Raw genomic sequence first — 15,360 nt, 5'->3', positions numbered from 1 at the left:
CGCGCGGCGCTCGTGAAAAGAATTTTTCCAAGAGCCGCGCTCCCTGTGTAATTTTCCTCTCCGAATGGACGTATAAGCTATAGGCGGGCTCGGGCTTCCGGGCTCGCGAGGTCGCTCACAAAGCGACCGAATGTCCAAGGAGACAAGTATGAAAACCAATATCGTTTCAGGCGTCTCGATTGCCGCCGCGGCGGTCGCCCTCGTGGTGAGCGGCGCCGCCGTCACGCCGGCGCTCGCCAAAAAGGCTCCGGTTCATTGCGCCGGCATCAATTCCTGCAAGGGCGAGAGCGCCTGCAAGACCGCGAGCAGCGCCTGCAAGGGGCAGAATTCCTGCAAGGGCCAGGGCTGGCTGCCGGCGAAATCGGCGAAGGCCTGCAAGGCCAAGGGCGGCACAGTCGCGGAAATGTGATCGCGCCGGCGCGGGCGGCCGTCATGCGCGCGCCCGCGCCGATTTCCTTTTCGCAAGTCATTATCGCTCGGGAGGATCGGCATGAGCGCGCCGTCATCGCTCGGCTTCGGGCTCGGGCTTCGATCGACCTATTATCCGATCATTCTGGAGCAGAAGCCCAGCGTCGATTGGTTCGAGATCATTTCTGAAAATTATATGATTCCCGGCGGACGGCCGCTCGCTATTCTCGATCGCATCCGCGCCGATTATCCGATCGTGATGCACGGCGTCTCGATGTCGCTCGCCTCCACCGATCCGCTCGATCTCGACTATCTCGGCGAGCTGAAGGCGCTGGCGGAACGGATCGAGCCCGCTTGGATATCAGATCATTTGGCCTGGACGGGCGTTCACGGCGCCAATCTGCATGATCTCTTGCCGATCCCCTATACGCGCGAATCGCTCGATCATGTCGTGGACCGCATCCGCCGTGTGCAGGATTTTCTCGGCCGTCGGCTGCTCGTCGAAAATGCGTCCACCTATGCGACCTTCCAAGAGTCCGAGATGGAGGAGTGCGAGTTCCTGACGAAAATGGCGCAACGCGCCGATTGCCTGCTCCTGCTCGACGTGAACAACATTTTCGTGTCGGGCTTCAACCACGGTTTTGACGCCGAAAAATTCATAGATTCGATTCCGGTCGAGAGAGTCGCGCAAATGCACCTCGCCGGCCATACGAGCTATGAAACGCATAAGATCGACACGCACGACCAGCCCGTCTGCGAGGAAGTCTGGGCGCTCTATGAGCGCGCGCGAATCCGCTTCGGCGACGTTGCCGCCATGGTCGAGCGGGACGACAATTATCCGCCCTTCGAGGAGTTGCTCGCCGAGATGGAGCGCATGCGCGAGATCGCGCGCCGAGCGGACGAGTTCCGCGCGCGGAGCGCGGCATGACGCTGCGCGAGCTGCAAGATCGTTTTCAGGCCGGCGTGCTCGCGGGGCTCGAATCCGGCGAGGCGGCGATTCTAGATTCGGTTCGGGATTCGCCGCGAGCCGATCGCAGGACGTTGTTCGGCGTCTATGTCGACGCCTATCGTCTGCGTCTGGCCGAATTCATCTCAAATGATTTTTCGACTCTTCGGGAGTTCATGGGCGAGGAGGCCTTCGGCGCGCTGGTCGAGGACTACATCGCCGCGGCGCCGTCGCGTCACCGCAATGCGCGATGGTATGCGTGGCGTCTTCCCGAGCTCATGCGCGAGAGCCCGCAGTGGAGAAGCGACCGAGCGGCCTGCGATCTCGCTCTGTTCGAGAGAGGCTTGGCGGATGCGTTCGATGCTGCGGATGCGCCGACGCTCGCGATCGACGCTCTGGCCGCCACGAAGGCCGAGGACTGGCCTCGTCTGGTCTTCGAGTTTCATCCGAGCGTCGCGACGCTCGACCTCGCCAAAGGGATTGCGCGCCTCTTTGGCGCGCTGGCCGACGGAGAGGACGCCGAGTGCCCAGACCAAGAAGGCGTCGAAACGATTCTCATCTGGCGCAGAGACGATGAGCCCGTCTATCGCGAGATCGGCGAGGACGAGCGTCTCGCGCTCCTCGAGGCGCGAGACGGCAAGAGCTTCGGCGATATTTGCACGCTGCTCGAGTTTCAGAACAATGACGAGACTCTGTTGCAGCGCGCCGCCGGTTTTCTAGCGCAATGGTTCGCGGACGGTCTGGTGGCGAGGATTTCCTTGTCCGCCTGACGCGCCGTTCTCACGGGCGCGCGCAGCGGCGCGGCAGCAGGCGATCGATCGAAACGATGCCGGGTCCGCGCGCGACGACGAGCAGCAGGCAGGTCGCCCAGACGCCATGCGTCGGCCATGCGTCTGGATAGACGAAGATTTCGATCACCAGCGTCATGGCGAGCAGCGCCGCGGCGGCGAGCCGGCTCGCGAGACCGAGCACGAGCAATACCGGAAATACATGCTCCATGATCGTGGCGGCATGCGCCGCGACGACAGGATCGAGCAGCGGCAGCTTATAGTCTTCCTTGAAGAGATAAATGGCGTTTTCCGAGATGCGCCAACCCTCGAGCTTCGTCTGTCCAGATTGCCAGAAGACAGCGGCCGGGAAAATGCGGGCGCCGAGCGCGATGAAGGAATAGGGAATGCGCTCGAGCGCTCCGATCACGCGCTGCGTGAGGATGCAGAGCGAGGCTCCCGATGCGGGCTGTGTCGCATCATGAGCGGAATTCGTCATGTGTCACCTCTGATTGCCGTGAAAAATCCTGCCGTGAGCGCCTCGACGAGCGCCATGGACAAATCGAATGTCGGCTCTTCGGCGGTCGCGGCGCGAACGGCGTCGCCGAATTCCGCGCCTGCGGTGAGCCGCTGAAGAAATACCGCTCCGCCGGGCGCGAGGCGATGCGTCTCGACGCGCATGTGCGGACGGGTTACGAGAGCGTCCTCGGCGTCCCAATGCTCGAGCGGCGCCGGCTCGGCTTCGCCCGCATTCATCGCCCAAATCGTCACCATCGGATGGGCAGAACGAAGCACGTGGGCCGATGGGTGAATTTCGAAAGTGAGCGCCGCCAGACGATCGGGATCGACGGAGGCCAGTGATTGCGGCGACAGCGGCTCTCTATCGGCGGCGTGATAGGCGCGGATGCGCGCATCCTCGAGCCGCGCAACATCGGCGAGATAGGGCAGCTCCGAAACGGGCGCGAAGCCCGAGACGAAATCGGCGAAATCCTCGCCATAATCGAGCAGCACAGCGGATGTCGGCGGCCGCATGAGCACGAACTCGCGCGCCATTGCGGCGAAGAATTCTTCGCCCACGAGACGCTCCACGGCGGGAAAGCGGGCGGCCAGCGCCCGCGCGAGCCCGCCGATGACGCTATTGCGATAGACCTCGAAACGATCGGCGGGAGCGCCTCTCTCGGAAACCAGCGAAGCCGGCGCCGCCTGGCGCGCGTCGAGCAGAGCGACGGCGAACTGCGCCTGCGTTCTCTCCCACATTCGAGAGGCCTCTCTCATGCGGCCCGCTGCGCTGCGCCGTCGAGGATCGATTGCGCCCGCTGCGCCTCACGCGCGAGCGCCGCCCATTCGGGCGTTTCATTGTCCCATTCGACAAGGGTCGCGACAGGCCCTGTCTGCGCCAGTGCTCGGCTGAACAGCGCCCAAACGGCCTCGGCGACCGGCGCGCAATGGGCGTCGAGCGCGAAAGGCTCGCCACTCACGCCGCGCGTCTCGAAATGGCCGGCGAGATGGATTTCACGCACATGAGCGAAAGCGAATCTGGACAAATAGGCCGCCGCGTCGAAGCCCTTGTTCGTAGCCGTCACATAAATGTTCTCGACGTCGAGAAGCAATCCGCAGCCGCTGCGATCCGCGATCTCGGCGAGAAGCTCCGGCTCGGGCAGCTCCGTTTCCGCGAAAGAGAGATAGGTCGCTGGATTTTCCAGCAAAATCTGCCGTCCGAGAACGTTCTGGATCTCGTCGATCTTGTCGACTGCGCGCTCCAGCGTTTCACGCGTGTAGGGCAGCGGCAGGAGATCGTTGAAGAAGACGCCGCCATGCGTCGACCAGGCCAAATGCTCGGAGACGCTCGTCGGGTGATAACGGTCGCAGAGTGCGCGCAATCGCTCCAAATGTCGGCGATCGGTCGGCTCGCTGGAGCCGATCGAAAGCCCGACGCCATGAATCGAAAGCGGATAATCCTGGCGAAGACGCGAGAGCTGGCGATGCGGCGGACCGCCGTCGCCCATGTAATTCTCCGCGTGAATCTCAAAGAACCCAATAGATGGGGCGCCGAAGAGGATCGCATCGAAATGCGCCGGCTTGAAGCCGACTCCGGCGAGAGCGGGAAGACGGGACGAAAAGGTCGAAACGGTTTCGTCCATGCTGCTCCCCACGCGCTTCTGCCACGGATATCGCGAAGATCAGGTGCGCCGCTTGAGCGCCTCGAGCGAGCCCTTGCCGAAGGGCGTCTCGATCGAAGCGCAGGTCCCGCGCGGAACATATTTCCAAGCGTTTCCTTGATAATCGATCTTGGACGATCCGGCGCAGGTCGTTCCCGGGCCGGCGGCGCAATCATTTTGACCCTTGAGGGCGACGCCGAAGCATTTCTCCTTGCCCTCTTCCTCCGCCGGAGCGGCGGACGCCAAGAGGGTGAGAGCCGTGGTGAGCGATCCCACCAGCGCGAGATTGAAAGAACGACGATCCATCCAATGCCTCCTCTTATGAGCCGAAACCGGCCTGCAAGCTCTATTCGCGCAACCGGTAAAATTGTTACGGATTCTCGATTCCCGGCGCAAGGGCGCCGGAGACCGCAGACGCGATGGGAAGCCCCTGGCTGGCGCCACGACCGATCGAGACGAGCTCTACCGACGCAGCGTAGCCAATCGATCCGCCGCCAGACGGCCAAATCAGCGAGCTTTTGAATAATGGCGCAAGAGCGCAGCTCCGTCCGGCGACGTCCAGTCCACTTCGCCCGCGATATAGCCGACCACACGCCCTCGAGGATCGATCACGTAGGAAATCGGCATGCCGCGAAGAATAAAGGGCGCGTCTCGCGTTTCGAACGATGGCGTCGCGATGCGGCCCTCGGAGTCGAGGAACGAAAGGAGATGCGCGACCCCGAGACGCTCGAGGAAAGGCGCCACTGCCGACTTTCCCCCACGATCGACCGACACCGGCGCCACTTCGATATCGGCCCCTTCGATGCGCGACAGGCGCTCGAGCATAGGCAGTTCTCGACGACATGCCGGACACCAGGTCGCCCAAAAGCTCAACAGCACGAGCTTTCCTCGAAGCGATTGGAGATCGACAAGCTTGCCATCGATCCGTTCGAACGTCACGGGCGGCGCCATTTTCTGCGGCCAGAGTTCGATGAACTGCGACCTGGCCGACATTAGTGACGGCGGAGCGTCTGACTCCGTTGCGGCCACGCTCGCCGAAACGGCGCCGAGAAGAGTAGCGACCATGGCGACGCGGGACAGCCGGACCGCCATGATGTGCTTCAAAGACCGGGCGATCGTGCGAGGCGATGCCCGATCCTTGTCGCGAGGAGCAGGACCAGGGCCTAGTAGTCGGTCCCGACGATCACATCTCGGCAACCGTGCCGCCCTGCGCTGTGCAAGCTTCGGCGGAGTCGGCGGGCGCCCACCCCTGACCCTTGCAGGCGTTCAGGCCCTTGCAGGAGTTGTTCGCACTTTTGCAGGCGCTCAATCCTTTGCAAGAATTGATGCCAACGCAATGCACAGGATTCGCCGCCGTCTTAGCGAGCGCGCTCGTCGACGCGCCATCGATAGCTAGGGCAACCGCGGCGATGGCGAGCGACGCTCCGTATGCGACCTTTATCTTCATAGCTTTATCCTTTTTGGTTCGGCTCGAAATCGAGCCCATAGCTTCGAGCGGCTCTCGATGCGAAAGCCCAGTCCCGAATTGTATTCGGCTTGTCAGAGGCGATCCTGCGCGGGATAGGCCGCTGACGAGTCGGCGCCGATGAGATATTCTCGGACCAATAAGCGTCCCCGACGCAAGCGGGCTTTGGCGGTTTGCACGGTGATGTCGAGACGCTCGCAAATCTCGGCGATCGTCAGCTCCTCGAAATCACGCAAAAGGATCACGTCCAAATAATGAGCCGGCAAGGATTCGAGCGCGAAGGCCAATTCCATTCGTAGCTCGTCCATCGGACGAGCCGCGAGGCGTTCCGCGATCCTGTCTTCGTCCAATTCCTCGTGGGCGATCATCCGTCGCGACAATCGTCGACATTCGCGACGTACGACCGTGAACAGCCAGCCGGCGAAAGAGGCCGCCGTTCTCAGCGTACTCACTCGCTGCACGACAATCAGAAGCGCCTCTTGCACCGCGTCATCGATCTCGCTGGTCATGCAATGGCGCGTGGCGTAGCGGCGCGCGTCGAACCGGCACTGGGCGAGCAGACGGTCCAGCGCTGCGGCGTCGCCTCCTTGGGCGCGGACGACGAGATCGTGCGAGCAAGCCGCCATCGCCTTCCCCTCAGTGACCGAGCCGACGACCCACCATGGCGCAAGCAGGGCAAAAGCCCAGCACCCCGCTCATCGCCACCATGAGGCCCATGGCGGCGACGCCCCAGCCGGCCGGCGTCGCGCCGTAATAGGCAAACGAAGCGGTCGCGCCCCCAAGGCCCACCACCGCTCTGGCGACGCGCTCCCAGCTCGGAACATTTTTCACATACAACATCGTTCGTTCTCCCGTGTGGTCAGAGGATCGATCGTCCTCGACCGATTAGGAGGGAGGGATTTCGAAAAAAGATTCGCGGCCACGAAAAAAATGTTACAGCGCGCAGACCCGGCAACGATGCTGCCCAAATGCAGGCGACGCATCTGAGATTGTCGATAACGTCTGCGACACGCGGGAGGCGCGCCAGCATTACGCAGCTTTTTCAGCGCCGTAGAAGCAAGCTCGTCGCGACAATCACTTGCCCTGAAACAATGCTGCCGACATGCTTGCTGGCGCTTCTATGTGGATCGCTTCTCGAACCAAAGCGTTTTCGGCTCTCACGGCGATACGCCTTGTACAAGGAACCGGAGTAACATGGTTGACACGAGCGAGTCAGATCTGACTTGCCTGTATCAGCTTGCCGAATATTGAACGAATGACCATTTTATCTTGCGGAAGCGGACATGGGGCGGGTCTCTTCGAACGTCCGCTTCTGGCGCCACGTAGCCGTTCGGGACGGTGAACGTGCAACTCCGACCCAAGCGGACCTTGCCATCACTACGGGCGTGGCCTCGGCCGCTCGAAAGCGTATAGAGGCAGCGGAACGTCAATTTCCACTCGTCCCGAAGCACCCTCATCCTTTCGAGGGCTTCGTCCGCTCCATCGAAAGCGCGGCGATCACGGGAGTCGCCACCGCGCGCGCCGCTGCGGCCGCCGCGTCGCCGTCGCGACGCTCGATCGCGTCTATGATGATGGCATGGACGTCGAGCCCCGGATTCGGGAGATCGCCTTCGTCCAGCGCCTCCGACATATAGACGCGCACGGAGCCCGCGAAATAGCGATAGAGCTCGGCGAGCGCCGCATTGCCCGACATGCGCGCGATAGCTCCGTGGAACTCTATGTCGGCGTCGACGAAATCCTCGCGCGCCACGTGGTCCCTGCGTTCGCCGCGCCGGCTCAGCAGCTCTCTCAAGAATGCGACGTCGGCCTCCGAGCGGTGCGTCGCGGCGAGCCGAGCCGCCTCGGCTTCTAGCATCGCCCGCAGTTCATAATGCTCTCGCAGGCTGGAGCGGCCGATCCGGCGCATGGTCTCGGCCGCATCCACATTCGTTCGCACATAAGTGCCGTCGCCCTGGCGGACTTCGAGAACCTCAGCGTGGGAGAGAACGCGGATCGCCTCGCGCACCGTGTTCCGGCCCACATTGAGCATGTCGGCGAGTTCCTGCTCGTTGGGGATCTTCGCGCCGACTTTCCAAGTGCCGCTTACGACCTGAGCGCGGATCAGATCGATCGTGGACTCGACGAGCGAACGCCGAGGCGCCTGCGGAATCGTGGTCGGGGACGACATATTCGGCCTCATATCAGAAGGCGCCGGTCCTCCCCGGTAGATGACGAGGCGGTCGCGAGCTTGACGGCGGTAGATAAACATAGGATGATCCTATCAGCTGATGAATGGAATGTCGACGCCTCGCATGGGGAGTCGATATCGAGACGACTCGCGAACGAGCATCCTGGCTCACCGCGATCGGGCAGAAAAAACATCGGGAGGAGTCTGCGGCAGAAGCAGACGGGCAAAAGGGACGACGATCATGGCTTCGGCGGGCGACAACAATCTTTTTACCGGCCCTATCGGCGAGGAATATGATTTCCTTCCGATGATCTGCCCCAACATCGTGACGGTGACGACGAATCTCGGCGCGACTGTCGCAGCCTGGCGGCCTGGCGCCGCCCTGCGGGGACTGGAGATCGGCTGCGGCACGGGAACCAGCACGCGCTCGCTGCTCTCGCAGCGTGATGATCTGAACCTTCTGGCGGTCGACGCCTCGCCGGCGATGTTGAATCAGGCGCGCGAAAATCTCGCCTCCTATGCCCGCGCCGGCCGCGTCGAATTCATCGAGAGCGATGCGCTCGTCTATCTGAGAGCGCTGCCCGACGAGAGCATCGACCTCGTCGCCTCCAATTACGCCATCCATAATTTCGATCATCGCTACAGGCGCGAGCTCTTCGCGGAGATCCTGCGAGTCCTCGAGCCGGGCGGCCTGTTCGTCAACGGCGATCGTTTCGCGCTGGATGATCACGCTCTTCAGCTCGCATCCACCCAGGCGGACGTCCGCAACATGTTCAAGGTCTTCGGCGAGGCGAAGCGCTACGATCTCCTCGAGGATTGGATCGTGCATCTCTTCAGCGACGAATCCGCCAGTCGTCTCATGTATTCTTCGGCGACTCTATCGACAATGCGCGCTCTCGGATTCGCCGATGTGCGGTCGAATTATCGCGAGGGCGTCGATATGCTGGTGACGGCGACGAAGCCTTCGAGCGCGGCGCGCGACATCGATTGATCGGAACAGACCCATGACAGTCCAATTCCAGCCTCTTGCGTCCGCCCAAATCGAAGCGCAGCGCGGCCTCTCACGCGACGAGGCGAAGACGCTGGCGCTCGCCTCTCTCGGCGGCGCGCTCGAATATTATGATTTCATCGTCGGCGTTTTCTTCGCCAAAACCCTCGCCGCGGTCTTCTTCCCGCATGACAGCCCGCAATGGCTCTCGCAGCTCCAGGTCTTCGGCATATTCGCCGCCGGCTATCTCGTGCGTCCGATCGGCGGCGTCGTCTTCGCGCATTTCGGCGACCGCGTCGGCCGCAAGAGAATGTTCGCGCTCGGCCTCTTCCTCATGGCCTTTCCCACGCTGCTCGTCGGCCTGACGCCCGATTACCAGACGATCGGCTTCGCCGCTCCGCTCCTCTTCCTGTTCTGCCGGCTGCTGCAAGGGCTGTCGGTGGGCGGAGAAGTGCCCGGCGCATGGATCTTCTGCGCCGAGCATGTCCACAAATCCCGAGTGGGCTTCGCCTGCGGGCTGCTGATGGGCGGGCTTTGCTGCGGAATATTGATGGGCGCGCTCACCGCCAAAATACTGACGGCGAGCCTCGCCGCCGATGATCTCGTCGCCTGGGGCTGGCGCATTCCTTTTATCCTCGGCGGCGTCTTCGGCCTGATCTCGGTCTATCTGAGGAAGCATTTGCGAGAGACGCCGGTCTTCGAGGCGCTTCGCGAGCGGCGTGTCGCTGACGCCGGACTGCCGATCTCGCTCGTCTTCACGCGCTGCAAGAGCGAGGTTCTCGTCTCCATGGCCGCGACCTGGGTATTCGCCGGCGTCTTCGTGACCTATTTTCTCTATTTGCCCACCTATCTTCAGTCGCAATTCGACTATCGGGCTGCGGATGTCTTCACCGCCAACTGCTGGTCCATAACGCTACTGATCCTCGGCAGCGTCTTCGTGGGTCGGGTGACGGACATCATCGGCGGCGGGAAAGCCTATGCGATCGGCGGCGCTGCGATGGCGGCGGTTGTCGCCGCGCTCGGCTTCTCCCTCGGCAACGGCCGCGCATGGAGTCTGCATCTCTATGCGATCGGCGGTTTCGCGATCGGGACGATCACGCTCACCCCTTATCTGATCATCCGCAGCTTCTCGCCCGAACTGCGATTCACGGGATTCGCTTTGTCCTACAACACGGCCTACGCCGTCATCGGCGGAACGACGCCGCCTTTGATGGCGTTCCTGGTAGGAGAGCGCGCCCTTGCCATGGCGCCCATCTATTACATGTCGGCGCTCTGCCTGTTCGGCGCGGCAATCGGCTTGCTACGGAGCGAAAGGTGAGGCAATAGGCTTATAGCGGAGGCGCCTCGGCTCGAACGTCCGCTCCTCCGCATCCTTACAGTAAACGAACGTGAAAGTTGGACCCAAAGCGGGCCCGTCGCGCTCGAATGGCGAACGACCGGTTTTTCGGCGGCAGACATTCCCTCGCCGTTCAAGCGCTGTTGCGGCTCTGCCACAGTGAATGGATTTTCGTCTCGCTTCCTGTTGTCTGCCTTGACTCCTGATGGGCTTCAGCGGTTCCGTGGGCGCATGGACAAGCTCGCGCCCTGGTCGAAGGGGATATCCCGCGCGTTGCTCGCGGGGCTCGTGGCATGGGCCCTCGTCATGCAAGGCGCGGCGGGAGCCGCTTTGTCCCGAGCCGGCGTGGTGGGCGTCGCCTCTGGAAACCTCGACCGTTGCGTCGCCGCCGATCGCGCTGACGAGCACCGGCATTCTCGAGGGCCGCACGCCTCTTGTTCCTGCTGCATTCCTTGCCGGTCTGGCCATCTCGACGAGCTCACCGGCTTTCTCTCGGACCTGCCGAAGGACGTCGGCCTTTCATTTCCGGCCCCTGAAGTCTTTCTCGCCGGCGCGCTCCCGATCGTCGAAGCAGCGCCGCCCGCCGGCTGGATCAGCTCCTGGTCGTCGCGCGCTCCGCCGATGGTTTGACTGCGCGAGGCAATCCCAGCGCCTGCTGGCCTCAGCAAACGGCCGCTTCTCATTTTGAATATCCGCCCGCCCCTCGGAGCGCTGAATCGACGGTCGCACGCCCGACCTCGGCTAGCGATTCGATATGTCGCCGGAAACCCCATATGCCGGATAAGAAATCAGCTTGGTTCCACGAGCTGTTCCTGCGTAACAGGCATGGATTGCTCCGATATCTGACGCGCCGGGTGGGCCGCGAGGACGCGTCCGATCTGTTGCAGGAGACATTCGTTCGCGCGCTCCGACGCGGCGAATTCGACGCCATCGCCGATCCGCCGGCGTTCCTGCGACAGGTCGCGGTCAATCTCACCCGTGATTTTGCGCGGCGCCGCTCGACCGAGGCCGCATGCCTCGAATTCGGCGATGCGCCGGTGGAGGCGCCGTCCGGCGCCGTCCCGGCCGACGAACGACTGGCGCTGGAAGAAAAGAAGCGCAGATTGCGCGCCGCCGTGGAAACGCTGCCGCCACGATGCCGGGAAGTGTTCGTGCTGTTCATGTATGAAGGCTTGCCCGTGGAGGAGATCGCGTCGAGACTGGGGATCGCCCGAAATACGGCGCATAAGCACATGCGCCTCGCCCTTCAGCGCTGCCGCGCGGCCTTGGATTGATTTTTCCATGAGACCGCCCTTTTTCCCCGCCGACGCTTCGCACTATATGCGAGCGTCTGCTTCCCCCACGCGCAGAGCGCGTGGCGAAGCGCAGCCGATCGGGCGGTCGTCGAGATGAACGAAAGCAACGGCAATTCACGCGGTGAAGACCCGCGCGACGCGGCCATCGAGTGGTGGCTGCGGAGAAAGAACCGTGCGCCGACGAGCTGCGAGCAGACGGAATTCGAGGCTTGGCTCGCAGCGGATACCGCGAACCGGGCGGCTTTCGATGATATCTCGGACATGTGCGGGCATTTGATCGACATGGATCCCGCTCGCTCCAAAGGACTCGCCGGCGTCCGAACGGGGCGGAGCTGGCGTCTCCCGGCGGCGGCGCTCGTCGCGGCGTCGGTCGCCTTCGCGGTCTTCTTCGACGACTTGTCCTTGTTCCTGCGCTCCGATTATCGCGCCGGAACGGGAGAGACCAAGCGCATCACGCTCGAGGATGGCTCGCGCGTCGAGCTCGACTCCCGATCGGCGATCGCGGTTCGTTATAGCGCCGGCGAGCGGCGCCTCGCCCTTCTCGCGGGGGAAGCGTGGTTCGAGGTCGCGCCCGATCGATCCCGCCCCTTCGTCGTCGAAGCGGCCGGCGGCTCGACGACGGCGCTGGGCACGGCTTTCGACGTCGCGGTCGCAGACGCGCAGGCGCGCGTGACAGTCACCCAGCATCGCGTGTCGGTCGCGAGCGGGGGGCGGAAGGTGATCGTCGATGAGGGTCAGCAGAGCGCCTATGCGACGAACGGCGCGGCGCAGCCGGCGGAGCCCGCCAATGTCGAGCGCGCCACCGCCTGGCGGCGCGGCCGGCTGATGTTCGAGGACAGACCGCTCGGCGAGGTGATCGAGGCGCTCGGACGCTACCATCACGGCTTCGTCTATTTCCCCAATCCGGCGCTGCGGGCGCGCCGCGTCACCGGCATTTTCGGCGCGGACGATCCGCTCTCGGCGCTAGAGGAAGTCGAAGCCTCGCTCGGACTACATGCGGTGAATCTCACCAACTACCTGATACTTATTTATGAGTGACTTTCGCTGAGCGCTGGCGCCGCTTGCTTCGCCACGCCCGCGAAAATTTTTTCTCCTTTTTCGACGATCGACTGCCCCGATTCCCGATTGCTGCGTCAATCCCAGTGAGGGGCGTTTCGCCCCAAGCGAAATGCGGGGATGCGGCAATGTCGAAACCGGGACTGCGGAACGAGATCCAGGGCGCGGGCAAAGGAGCGATGGGATCAACTCTGGCGATCACAGCCATGGGGGTCTTTGCCTTCGGGGCGGGAGCGTCGGATTCGCCGGCGCAGGCTTCCGTTTCGCCGCAGGAACGGGCCGGCTGGGTGCAGAGCTATCGGATCGCGCCCGGGCCCTTGGCCGCGGCGCTAAACAGCTTCGCCGACGCAAACGGCCTCCATGTGCTCTATGACTCCTCGGCCACGCTGGGGCTGAAGACGGAGGGGCTCTCCGGCGCCTATTCCGTGAAGGACGGGTTGGAGCGTCTGCTCGCGGGCTCCGGTCTCTCCTATCGCATGGCCGCCACTAGCCGCACCGTGACGATTGTCCTCGCGCAGGCGGACAATGGCGTGCGCAGCGACGCCTCTGGCGCGACGCCGCTGCCGACGATTGATGTGGGCGCGGCGGAGAAAGAGAGGCCCGTGCGCGGCACCGGCGGCGCGCCGCAGGGGCCGGGCGACCGCTACACTGGGTATAATTCTCAGAGCGCGTCGCAGACGTTGAAGACAGACACGCCGCTCCTCCAGACACCGATATCTGTCCAGATCGTGACGCGTCAGACGATGGACGATCAGCAGGTGATCAGCGTGAAGGATGCGATTGTTGGCAACGTCAGCGGCGTAACACTGCTGCCGAATTTCCTCGAACAGTACAAGGTGCGCGGTTTCGCCAACGCGGCGAATTCCTACAAGAATGGATTGCTCGAATACGGCATGCGAAACCTCGACACGACCAATCTCCAGTCGATCGATGTGTTGAAGGGCCCGGCGGCTATGCTCTATGGGCGCGTGGAGCCCGGCGGAATCATCGATCTCGTCGTGAAACGGCCGCTCGAAACGCCGTATTATTCCGTCCAGCAGCAGGTGGCGTCCTTCAGCGGCACGCGGACGACGATCGACGCGACCGGCCCCGTAATCGCCGACAAGAGTGTGCTCTATCGCCTCAATGCCGAATACTACAGCATCGATTCCTATCGAAATTTCGTCACTGACAAGAACTTCTTCATCGCTCCCACCATCACGCTCCATCCGATCGAACAATTTCGGATGAATATCGATTTCGAATATCAGCGGCGAGACAATGTCGACGACTACGCCTTGCTGCCGGCCGTGGGTGGAGGGCCTGCCTATCTCCCGCTCGACCGCTATCTCCAGGAGCCTTCGCTCACCACATGGCTGCACGACAATGTGGAGCGCAGACGCATCGCTTACGACTGGAGCTACCGATTCGACGAGGATTGGAGTCTGACGAGCAAGCTCGCCTATTCGAATTTCGGTTATCGTCTCACTGATAGTTTCGGCTCGAACTTCAATCCGGCCACCGGCGTGCTGACGCGCACGATGAATTACTTCGCCGGAAACACCACCAAGAACTTTGTGACGAGCCTCGACCTCAAAGGGAAATTCGAAACCGGTCCCCTCAGCCATTCGATATTGGTAGGTCTCGATTATTTTAACACGTCCACGCCCCTCTACAACGTGTACTCCTATAGCATCAGCCCGATAAACATCTACTCACCAAGCTATTGGAATATAGAGAATCCTTTCCGAGGGCAGACATTTCGAGCGCTCGGTCAGAGTTGGAAGGGGATATATGGTCAGGACATGATATCCTTCCTCGACGACTCCGTGCATGTTCTGCTCGGAGGGCGATACGACTGGGCCGAATACGGAATCAATTCCAACGCCACCTCGCCGTATATGGCGCAGGCGACCTATGCGCTCCAATACGCCAAGGCGTTCAGTCCGCGCGTCGGCATTGCCTATCAGCCGACGCCATGGTTGACGCTCTACGGCAATTTCAGCCAGTCCTTCGGCACGAACAACGGCTTCAACCAGGGCGTCACGGCTCTCGATCCACAAAAGGGCGAGCAATATGAAGGCGGCCTCAAGGCCGAATTCTTCGACAAGCGCCTCTCGTTGACCATGTCCTATTTCGACCTGACGAAAACCAATATTCCGACGCCGGACCCGACCATCGCCGGCAACACGTTGCTGATCGGCAAGGCGCGCAGCCAAGGCTTCGAATTCGATCTCACGGGACGCATCGACGACAATTGGAGCATCATCGCGAACTACACGCATGACGATGTGCGCACGGTCATCGGATCGCCACTGAATCCCCTGACGGAAATAACGACGCAACGTCCGGTCGCCGGCTTCAAGCTCGCGGGAAGTCCACGAAACTACGGCAATCTCTGGATCAAATATGATGCGGACGGAGCGTTTCGCGGTTTGAGCCTCGGACGGGGAGTGTTCGTCTCCGAAAGCTCGTTCGGTGACAACGCCAATTCTTTCGTCTTGCCGGGCTATGCACTGCTCAACGGCATGATCGCGTATACGACAAGAATCGAGGGCTACAACGTCACCGCTCAGCTCAATGTCAGGAACATAACTGATGTGGTCTATTATCCTTCCTCGACCGATCGCTACACGATACAGACCGGAACGCCCCGCACTTTCCTCGGCTCGCTACGCGTAGAATTCTGAGCCACCTTCGGCGGCATGCTCCAGATGAGTGCGCCGCCACTCGGCCACCGCGCTCGCTGAATGCGCGGTGAGTGCCATCCCACATGCGTATGTCCGCGTCGCCG

At 62.3% G+C, this 15,360-nt stretch carries 18 protein-coding genes; 9 read left to right on the top strand and 9 right to left on the bottom strand.

What is annotated here, in order from left to right; all coding sequences use genetic code 11:
- Positions 1–148: 148 nt before the first annotated feature.
- From bufA2 (ACT53T_RS22780) to ACT53T_RS22770, 3 genes are all read left to right on the top strand, one after another.
- Positions 149–409, top strand: a complete 261-nt coding sequence (gene bufA2 / locus ACT53T_RS22780; protein WP_476162980.1) for a BufA2 family periplasmic bufferin-type metallophore — start codon at positions 149–151, stop codon at positions 407–409.
- 81 nt (positions 410–490) lie between these two features.
- A complete protein-coding gene (bufB, locus tag ACT53T_RS22775) occupies positions 491–1,336 on the top strand; it encodes an MNIO family bufferin maturase (RefSeq protein ID WP_476162979.1) in 846 nt (281 codons plus the stop codon).
- Entirely contained in the window at positions 1,333–2,124 is a 792-nt protein-coding gene (locus ACT53T_RS22770) for an HvfC/BufC family peptide modification chaperone (protein ID WP_476162978.1), read from the top strand. The genes bufB (ACT53T_RS22775) and ACT53T_RS22770 overlap by 4 nt, the downstream gene beginning before the upstream one ends.
- 10 nt (positions 2,125–2,134) lie before the next feature.
- Here the strand turns inward: ACT53T_RS22770 and ACT53T_RS22765 are convergent, their stop codons facing one another.
- The 9 genes from ACT53T_RS22765 to ACT53T_RS22725 all read right to left on the bottom strand — a co-directional run bounded on the left by ACT53T_RS22765 (position 2,135) and on the right by ACT53T_RS22725 (position 7,912).
- Positions 2,135–2,620 carry a DoxX family protein gene (locus tag ACT53T_RS22765; RefSeq protein WP_476162977.1) on the bottom strand — a complete coding sequence of 162 codons (486 nt, stop codon included), beginning with the start codon at positions 2,618–2,620 and terminating at the stop codon, positions 2,135–2,137.
- Positions 2,617–3,378, bottom strand: coding sequence for an HvfC/BufC family peptide modification chaperone (locus ACT53T_RS22760; RefSeq protein ID WP_476162976.1), 762 nt, complete (start codon positions 3,376–3,378; stop codon positions 2,617–2,619). The genes ACT53T_RS22765 and ACT53T_RS22760 overlap by 4 nt, the downstream gene beginning before the upstream one ends.
- A 14-nt stretch (positions 3,379–3,392) precedes the next feature.
- Positions 3,393–4,262 (bottom strand): MNIO family bufferin maturase, encoded by an 870-nt coding sequence (bufB, locus tag ACT53T_RS22755; RefSeq protein ID WP_476162975.1) that lies wholly within the window; start codon positions 4,260–4,262, stop codon positions 3,393–3,395.
- Between the two features lie 39 nt (positions 4,263–4,301).
- Positions 4,302–4,586: a BufA1 family periplasmic bufferin-type metallophore gene (locus ACT53T_RS22750; protein WP_476162974.1), complete on the bottom strand. Its 285-nt coding sequence runs from the start codon at positions 4,584–4,586 to the stop codon at positions 4,302–4,304.
- Between the two features lie 201 nt (positions 4,587–4,787).
- Positions 4,788–5,384, bottom strand: a complete 597-nt coding sequence (locus tag ACT53T_RS22745) for a TlpA disulfide reductase family protein (RefSeq protein ID WP_476162973.1) — start codon at positions 5,382–5,384, stop codon at positions 4,788–4,790.
- Between the two features lie 79 nt (positions 5,385–5,463).
- Complete coding sequence (bufA2, locus tag ACT53T_RS22740) at positions 5,464–5,727, bottom strand: BufA2 family periplasmic bufferin-type metallophore (protein ID WP_476162972.1); 264 nt, start codon at positions 5,725–5,727, stop codon at positions 5,464–5,466.
- A 92-nt stretch (positions 5,728–5,819) separates the two neighbouring features.
- Positions 5,820–6,371: an RNA polymerase sigma factor gene (locus ACT53T_RS22735; protein WP_476162971.1), complete on the bottom strand. Its 552-nt coding sequence runs from the start codon at positions 6,369–6,371 to the stop codon at positions 5,820–5,822.
- A 10-nt stretch (positions 6,372–6,381) separates the two neighbouring features.
- A complete protein-coding gene (locus ACT53T_RS22730) occupies positions 6,382–6,585 on the bottom strand; it encodes a YgaP family membrane protein (protein WP_476162970.1) in 204 nt (67 codons plus the stop codon).
- 613 nt (positions 6,586–7,198) lie between these two features.
- Complete coding sequence (locus ACT53T_RS22725; RefSeq protein WP_476162969.1) at positions 7,199–7,912, bottom strand: FadR/GntR family transcriptional regulator; 714 nt, start codon at positions 7,910–7,912, stop codon at positions 7,199–7,201.
- A gap of 241 nt (positions 7,913–8,153) precedes the next feature.
- Between ACT53T_RS22725 and ACT53T_RS22720 the strand changes: the two genes are divergently transcribed.
- From ACT53T_RS22720 to ACT53T_RS22695, 6 genes are all read left to right on the top strand, one after another.
- Positions 8,154–8,903 (top strand): class I SAM-dependent methyltransferase, encoded by a 750-nt coding sequence (locus ACT53T_RS22720; protein ID WP_476162968.1) that lies wholly within the window; start codon positions 8,154–8,156, stop codon positions 8,901–8,903.
- Positions 8,904–8,916: 13 nt separating this feature from the next.
- Entirely contained in the window at positions 8,917–10,218 is a 1,302-nt protein-coding gene (locus tag ACT53T_RS22715; protein WP_476162967.1) for an MFS transporter, read from the top strand.
- Between the two features lie 249 nt (positions 10,219–10,467).
- On the top strand, positions 10,468–10,866 hold the full coding sequence (locus ACT53T_RS22710) for a hypothetical protein (RefSeq protein ID WP_476162966.1): 399 nt from the start codon (positions 10,468–10,470) through the stop codon (positions 10,864–10,866).
- Entirely contained in the window at positions 10,863–11,510 is a 648-nt protein-coding gene (locus ACT53T_RS22705; RefSeq protein ID WP_476162965.1) for an RNA polymerase sigma factor, read from the top strand. The genes ACT53T_RS22710 and ACT53T_RS22705 overlap by 4 nt, the downstream gene beginning before the upstream one ends.
- A gap of 114 nt (positions 11,511–11,624) precedes the next feature.
- Positions 11,625–12,569 (top strand): FecR family protein, encoded by a 945-nt coding sequence (locus tag ACT53T_RS22700; protein ID WP_400767117.1) that lies wholly within the window; start codon positions 11,625–11,627, stop codon positions 12,567–12,569.
- A 197-nt stretch (positions 12,570–12,766) separates the two neighbouring features.
- Entirely contained in the window at positions 12,767–15,256 is a 2,490-nt protein-coding gene (locus ACT53T_RS22695; protein WP_476162964.1) for a TonB-dependent siderophore receptor, read from the top strand.
- The last annotated feature ends 104 nt before the right edge of the window (positions 15,257–15,360 follow it).

This window comes from Methylosinus sp. DMC45 (genome assembly GCF_056313885.1).
The sequence above is the reverse complement of the archived record's forward strand: the minus strand, read 5'-3'. Positions and strand labels throughout refer to the sequence as shown.

Bases quoted from the DNA above. Each gene is read 5' to 3' on its own strand.
- ACT53T_RS22765 (WP_476162977.1), bottom strand. From the start codon at position 2,620: ATGACGAATTCCGCTCATGATGCGACACAGCCCGCATCGGGAGCCTCG.
- ACT53T_RS22720 (WP_476162968.1), top strand. From the start codon at position 8,154: ATGGCTTCGGCGGGCGACAACAATCTTTTTACCGGCCCTATCGGCGAG.
- ACT53T_RS22710 (WP_476162966.1), top strand. From the start codon at position 10,468: ATGGACAAGCTCGCGCCCTGGTCGAAGGGGATATCCCGCGCGTTGCTC.
- ACT53T_RS22700 (WP_400767117.1), top strand. From the start codon at position 11,625: ATGAACGAAAGCAACGGCAATTCACGCGGTGAAGACCCGCGCGACGCG.
- ACT53T_RS22725 (WP_476162969.1), bottom strand. From the start codon at position 7,912: ATGTCGTCCCCGACCACGATTCCGCAGGCGCCTCGGCGTTCGCTCGTC.
- bufA2 (WP_476162972.1), bottom strand. From the start codon at position 5,727: ATGAAGATAAAGGTCGCATACGGAGCGTCGCTCGCCATCGCCGCGGTT.
- bufA2 (WP_476162980.1), top strand. From the start codon at position 149: ATGAAAACCAATATCGTTTCAGGCGTCTCGATTGCCGCCGCGGCGGTC.
- ACT53T_RS22750 (WP_476162974.1), bottom strand. From the start codon at position 4,586: ATGGATCGTCGTTCTTTCAATCTCGCGCTGGTGGGATCGCTCACCACG.
- ACT53T_RS22730 (WP_476162970.1), bottom strand. From the start codon at position 6,585: ATGTTGTATGTGAAAAATGTTCCGAGCTGGGAGCGCGTCGCCAGAGCG.
- ACT53T_RS22715 (WP_476162967.1), top strand. From the start codon at position 8,917: ATGACAGTCCAATTCCAGCCTCTTGCGTCCGCCCAAATCGAAGCGCAG.
- ACT53T_RS22695 (WP_476162964.1), top strand. From the start codon at position 12,767: ATGGGATCAACTCTGGCGATCACAGCCATGGGGGTCTTTGCCTTCGGG.
- ACT53T_RS22770 (WP_476162978.1), top strand. From the start codon at position 1,333: ATGACGCTGCGCGAGCTGCAAGATCGTTTTCAGGCCGGCGTGCTCGCG.
- bufB (WP_476162979.1), top strand. From the start codon at position 491: ATGAGCGCGCCGTCATCGCTCGGCTTCGGGCTCGGGCTTCGATCGACC.
- ACT53T_RS22735 (WP_476162971.1), bottom strand. From the start codon at position 6,371: ATGGCGGCTTGCTCGCACGATCTCGTCGTCCGCGCCCAAGGAGGCGAC.
- bufB (WP_476162975.1), bottom strand. From the start codon at position 4,262: ATGGACGAAACCGTTTCGACCTTTTCGTCCCGTCTTCCCGCTCTCGCC.
- ACT53T_RS22760 (WP_476162976.1), bottom strand. From the start codon at position 3,378: ATGTGGGAGAGAACGCAGGCGCAGTTCGCCGTCGCTCTGCTCGACGCG.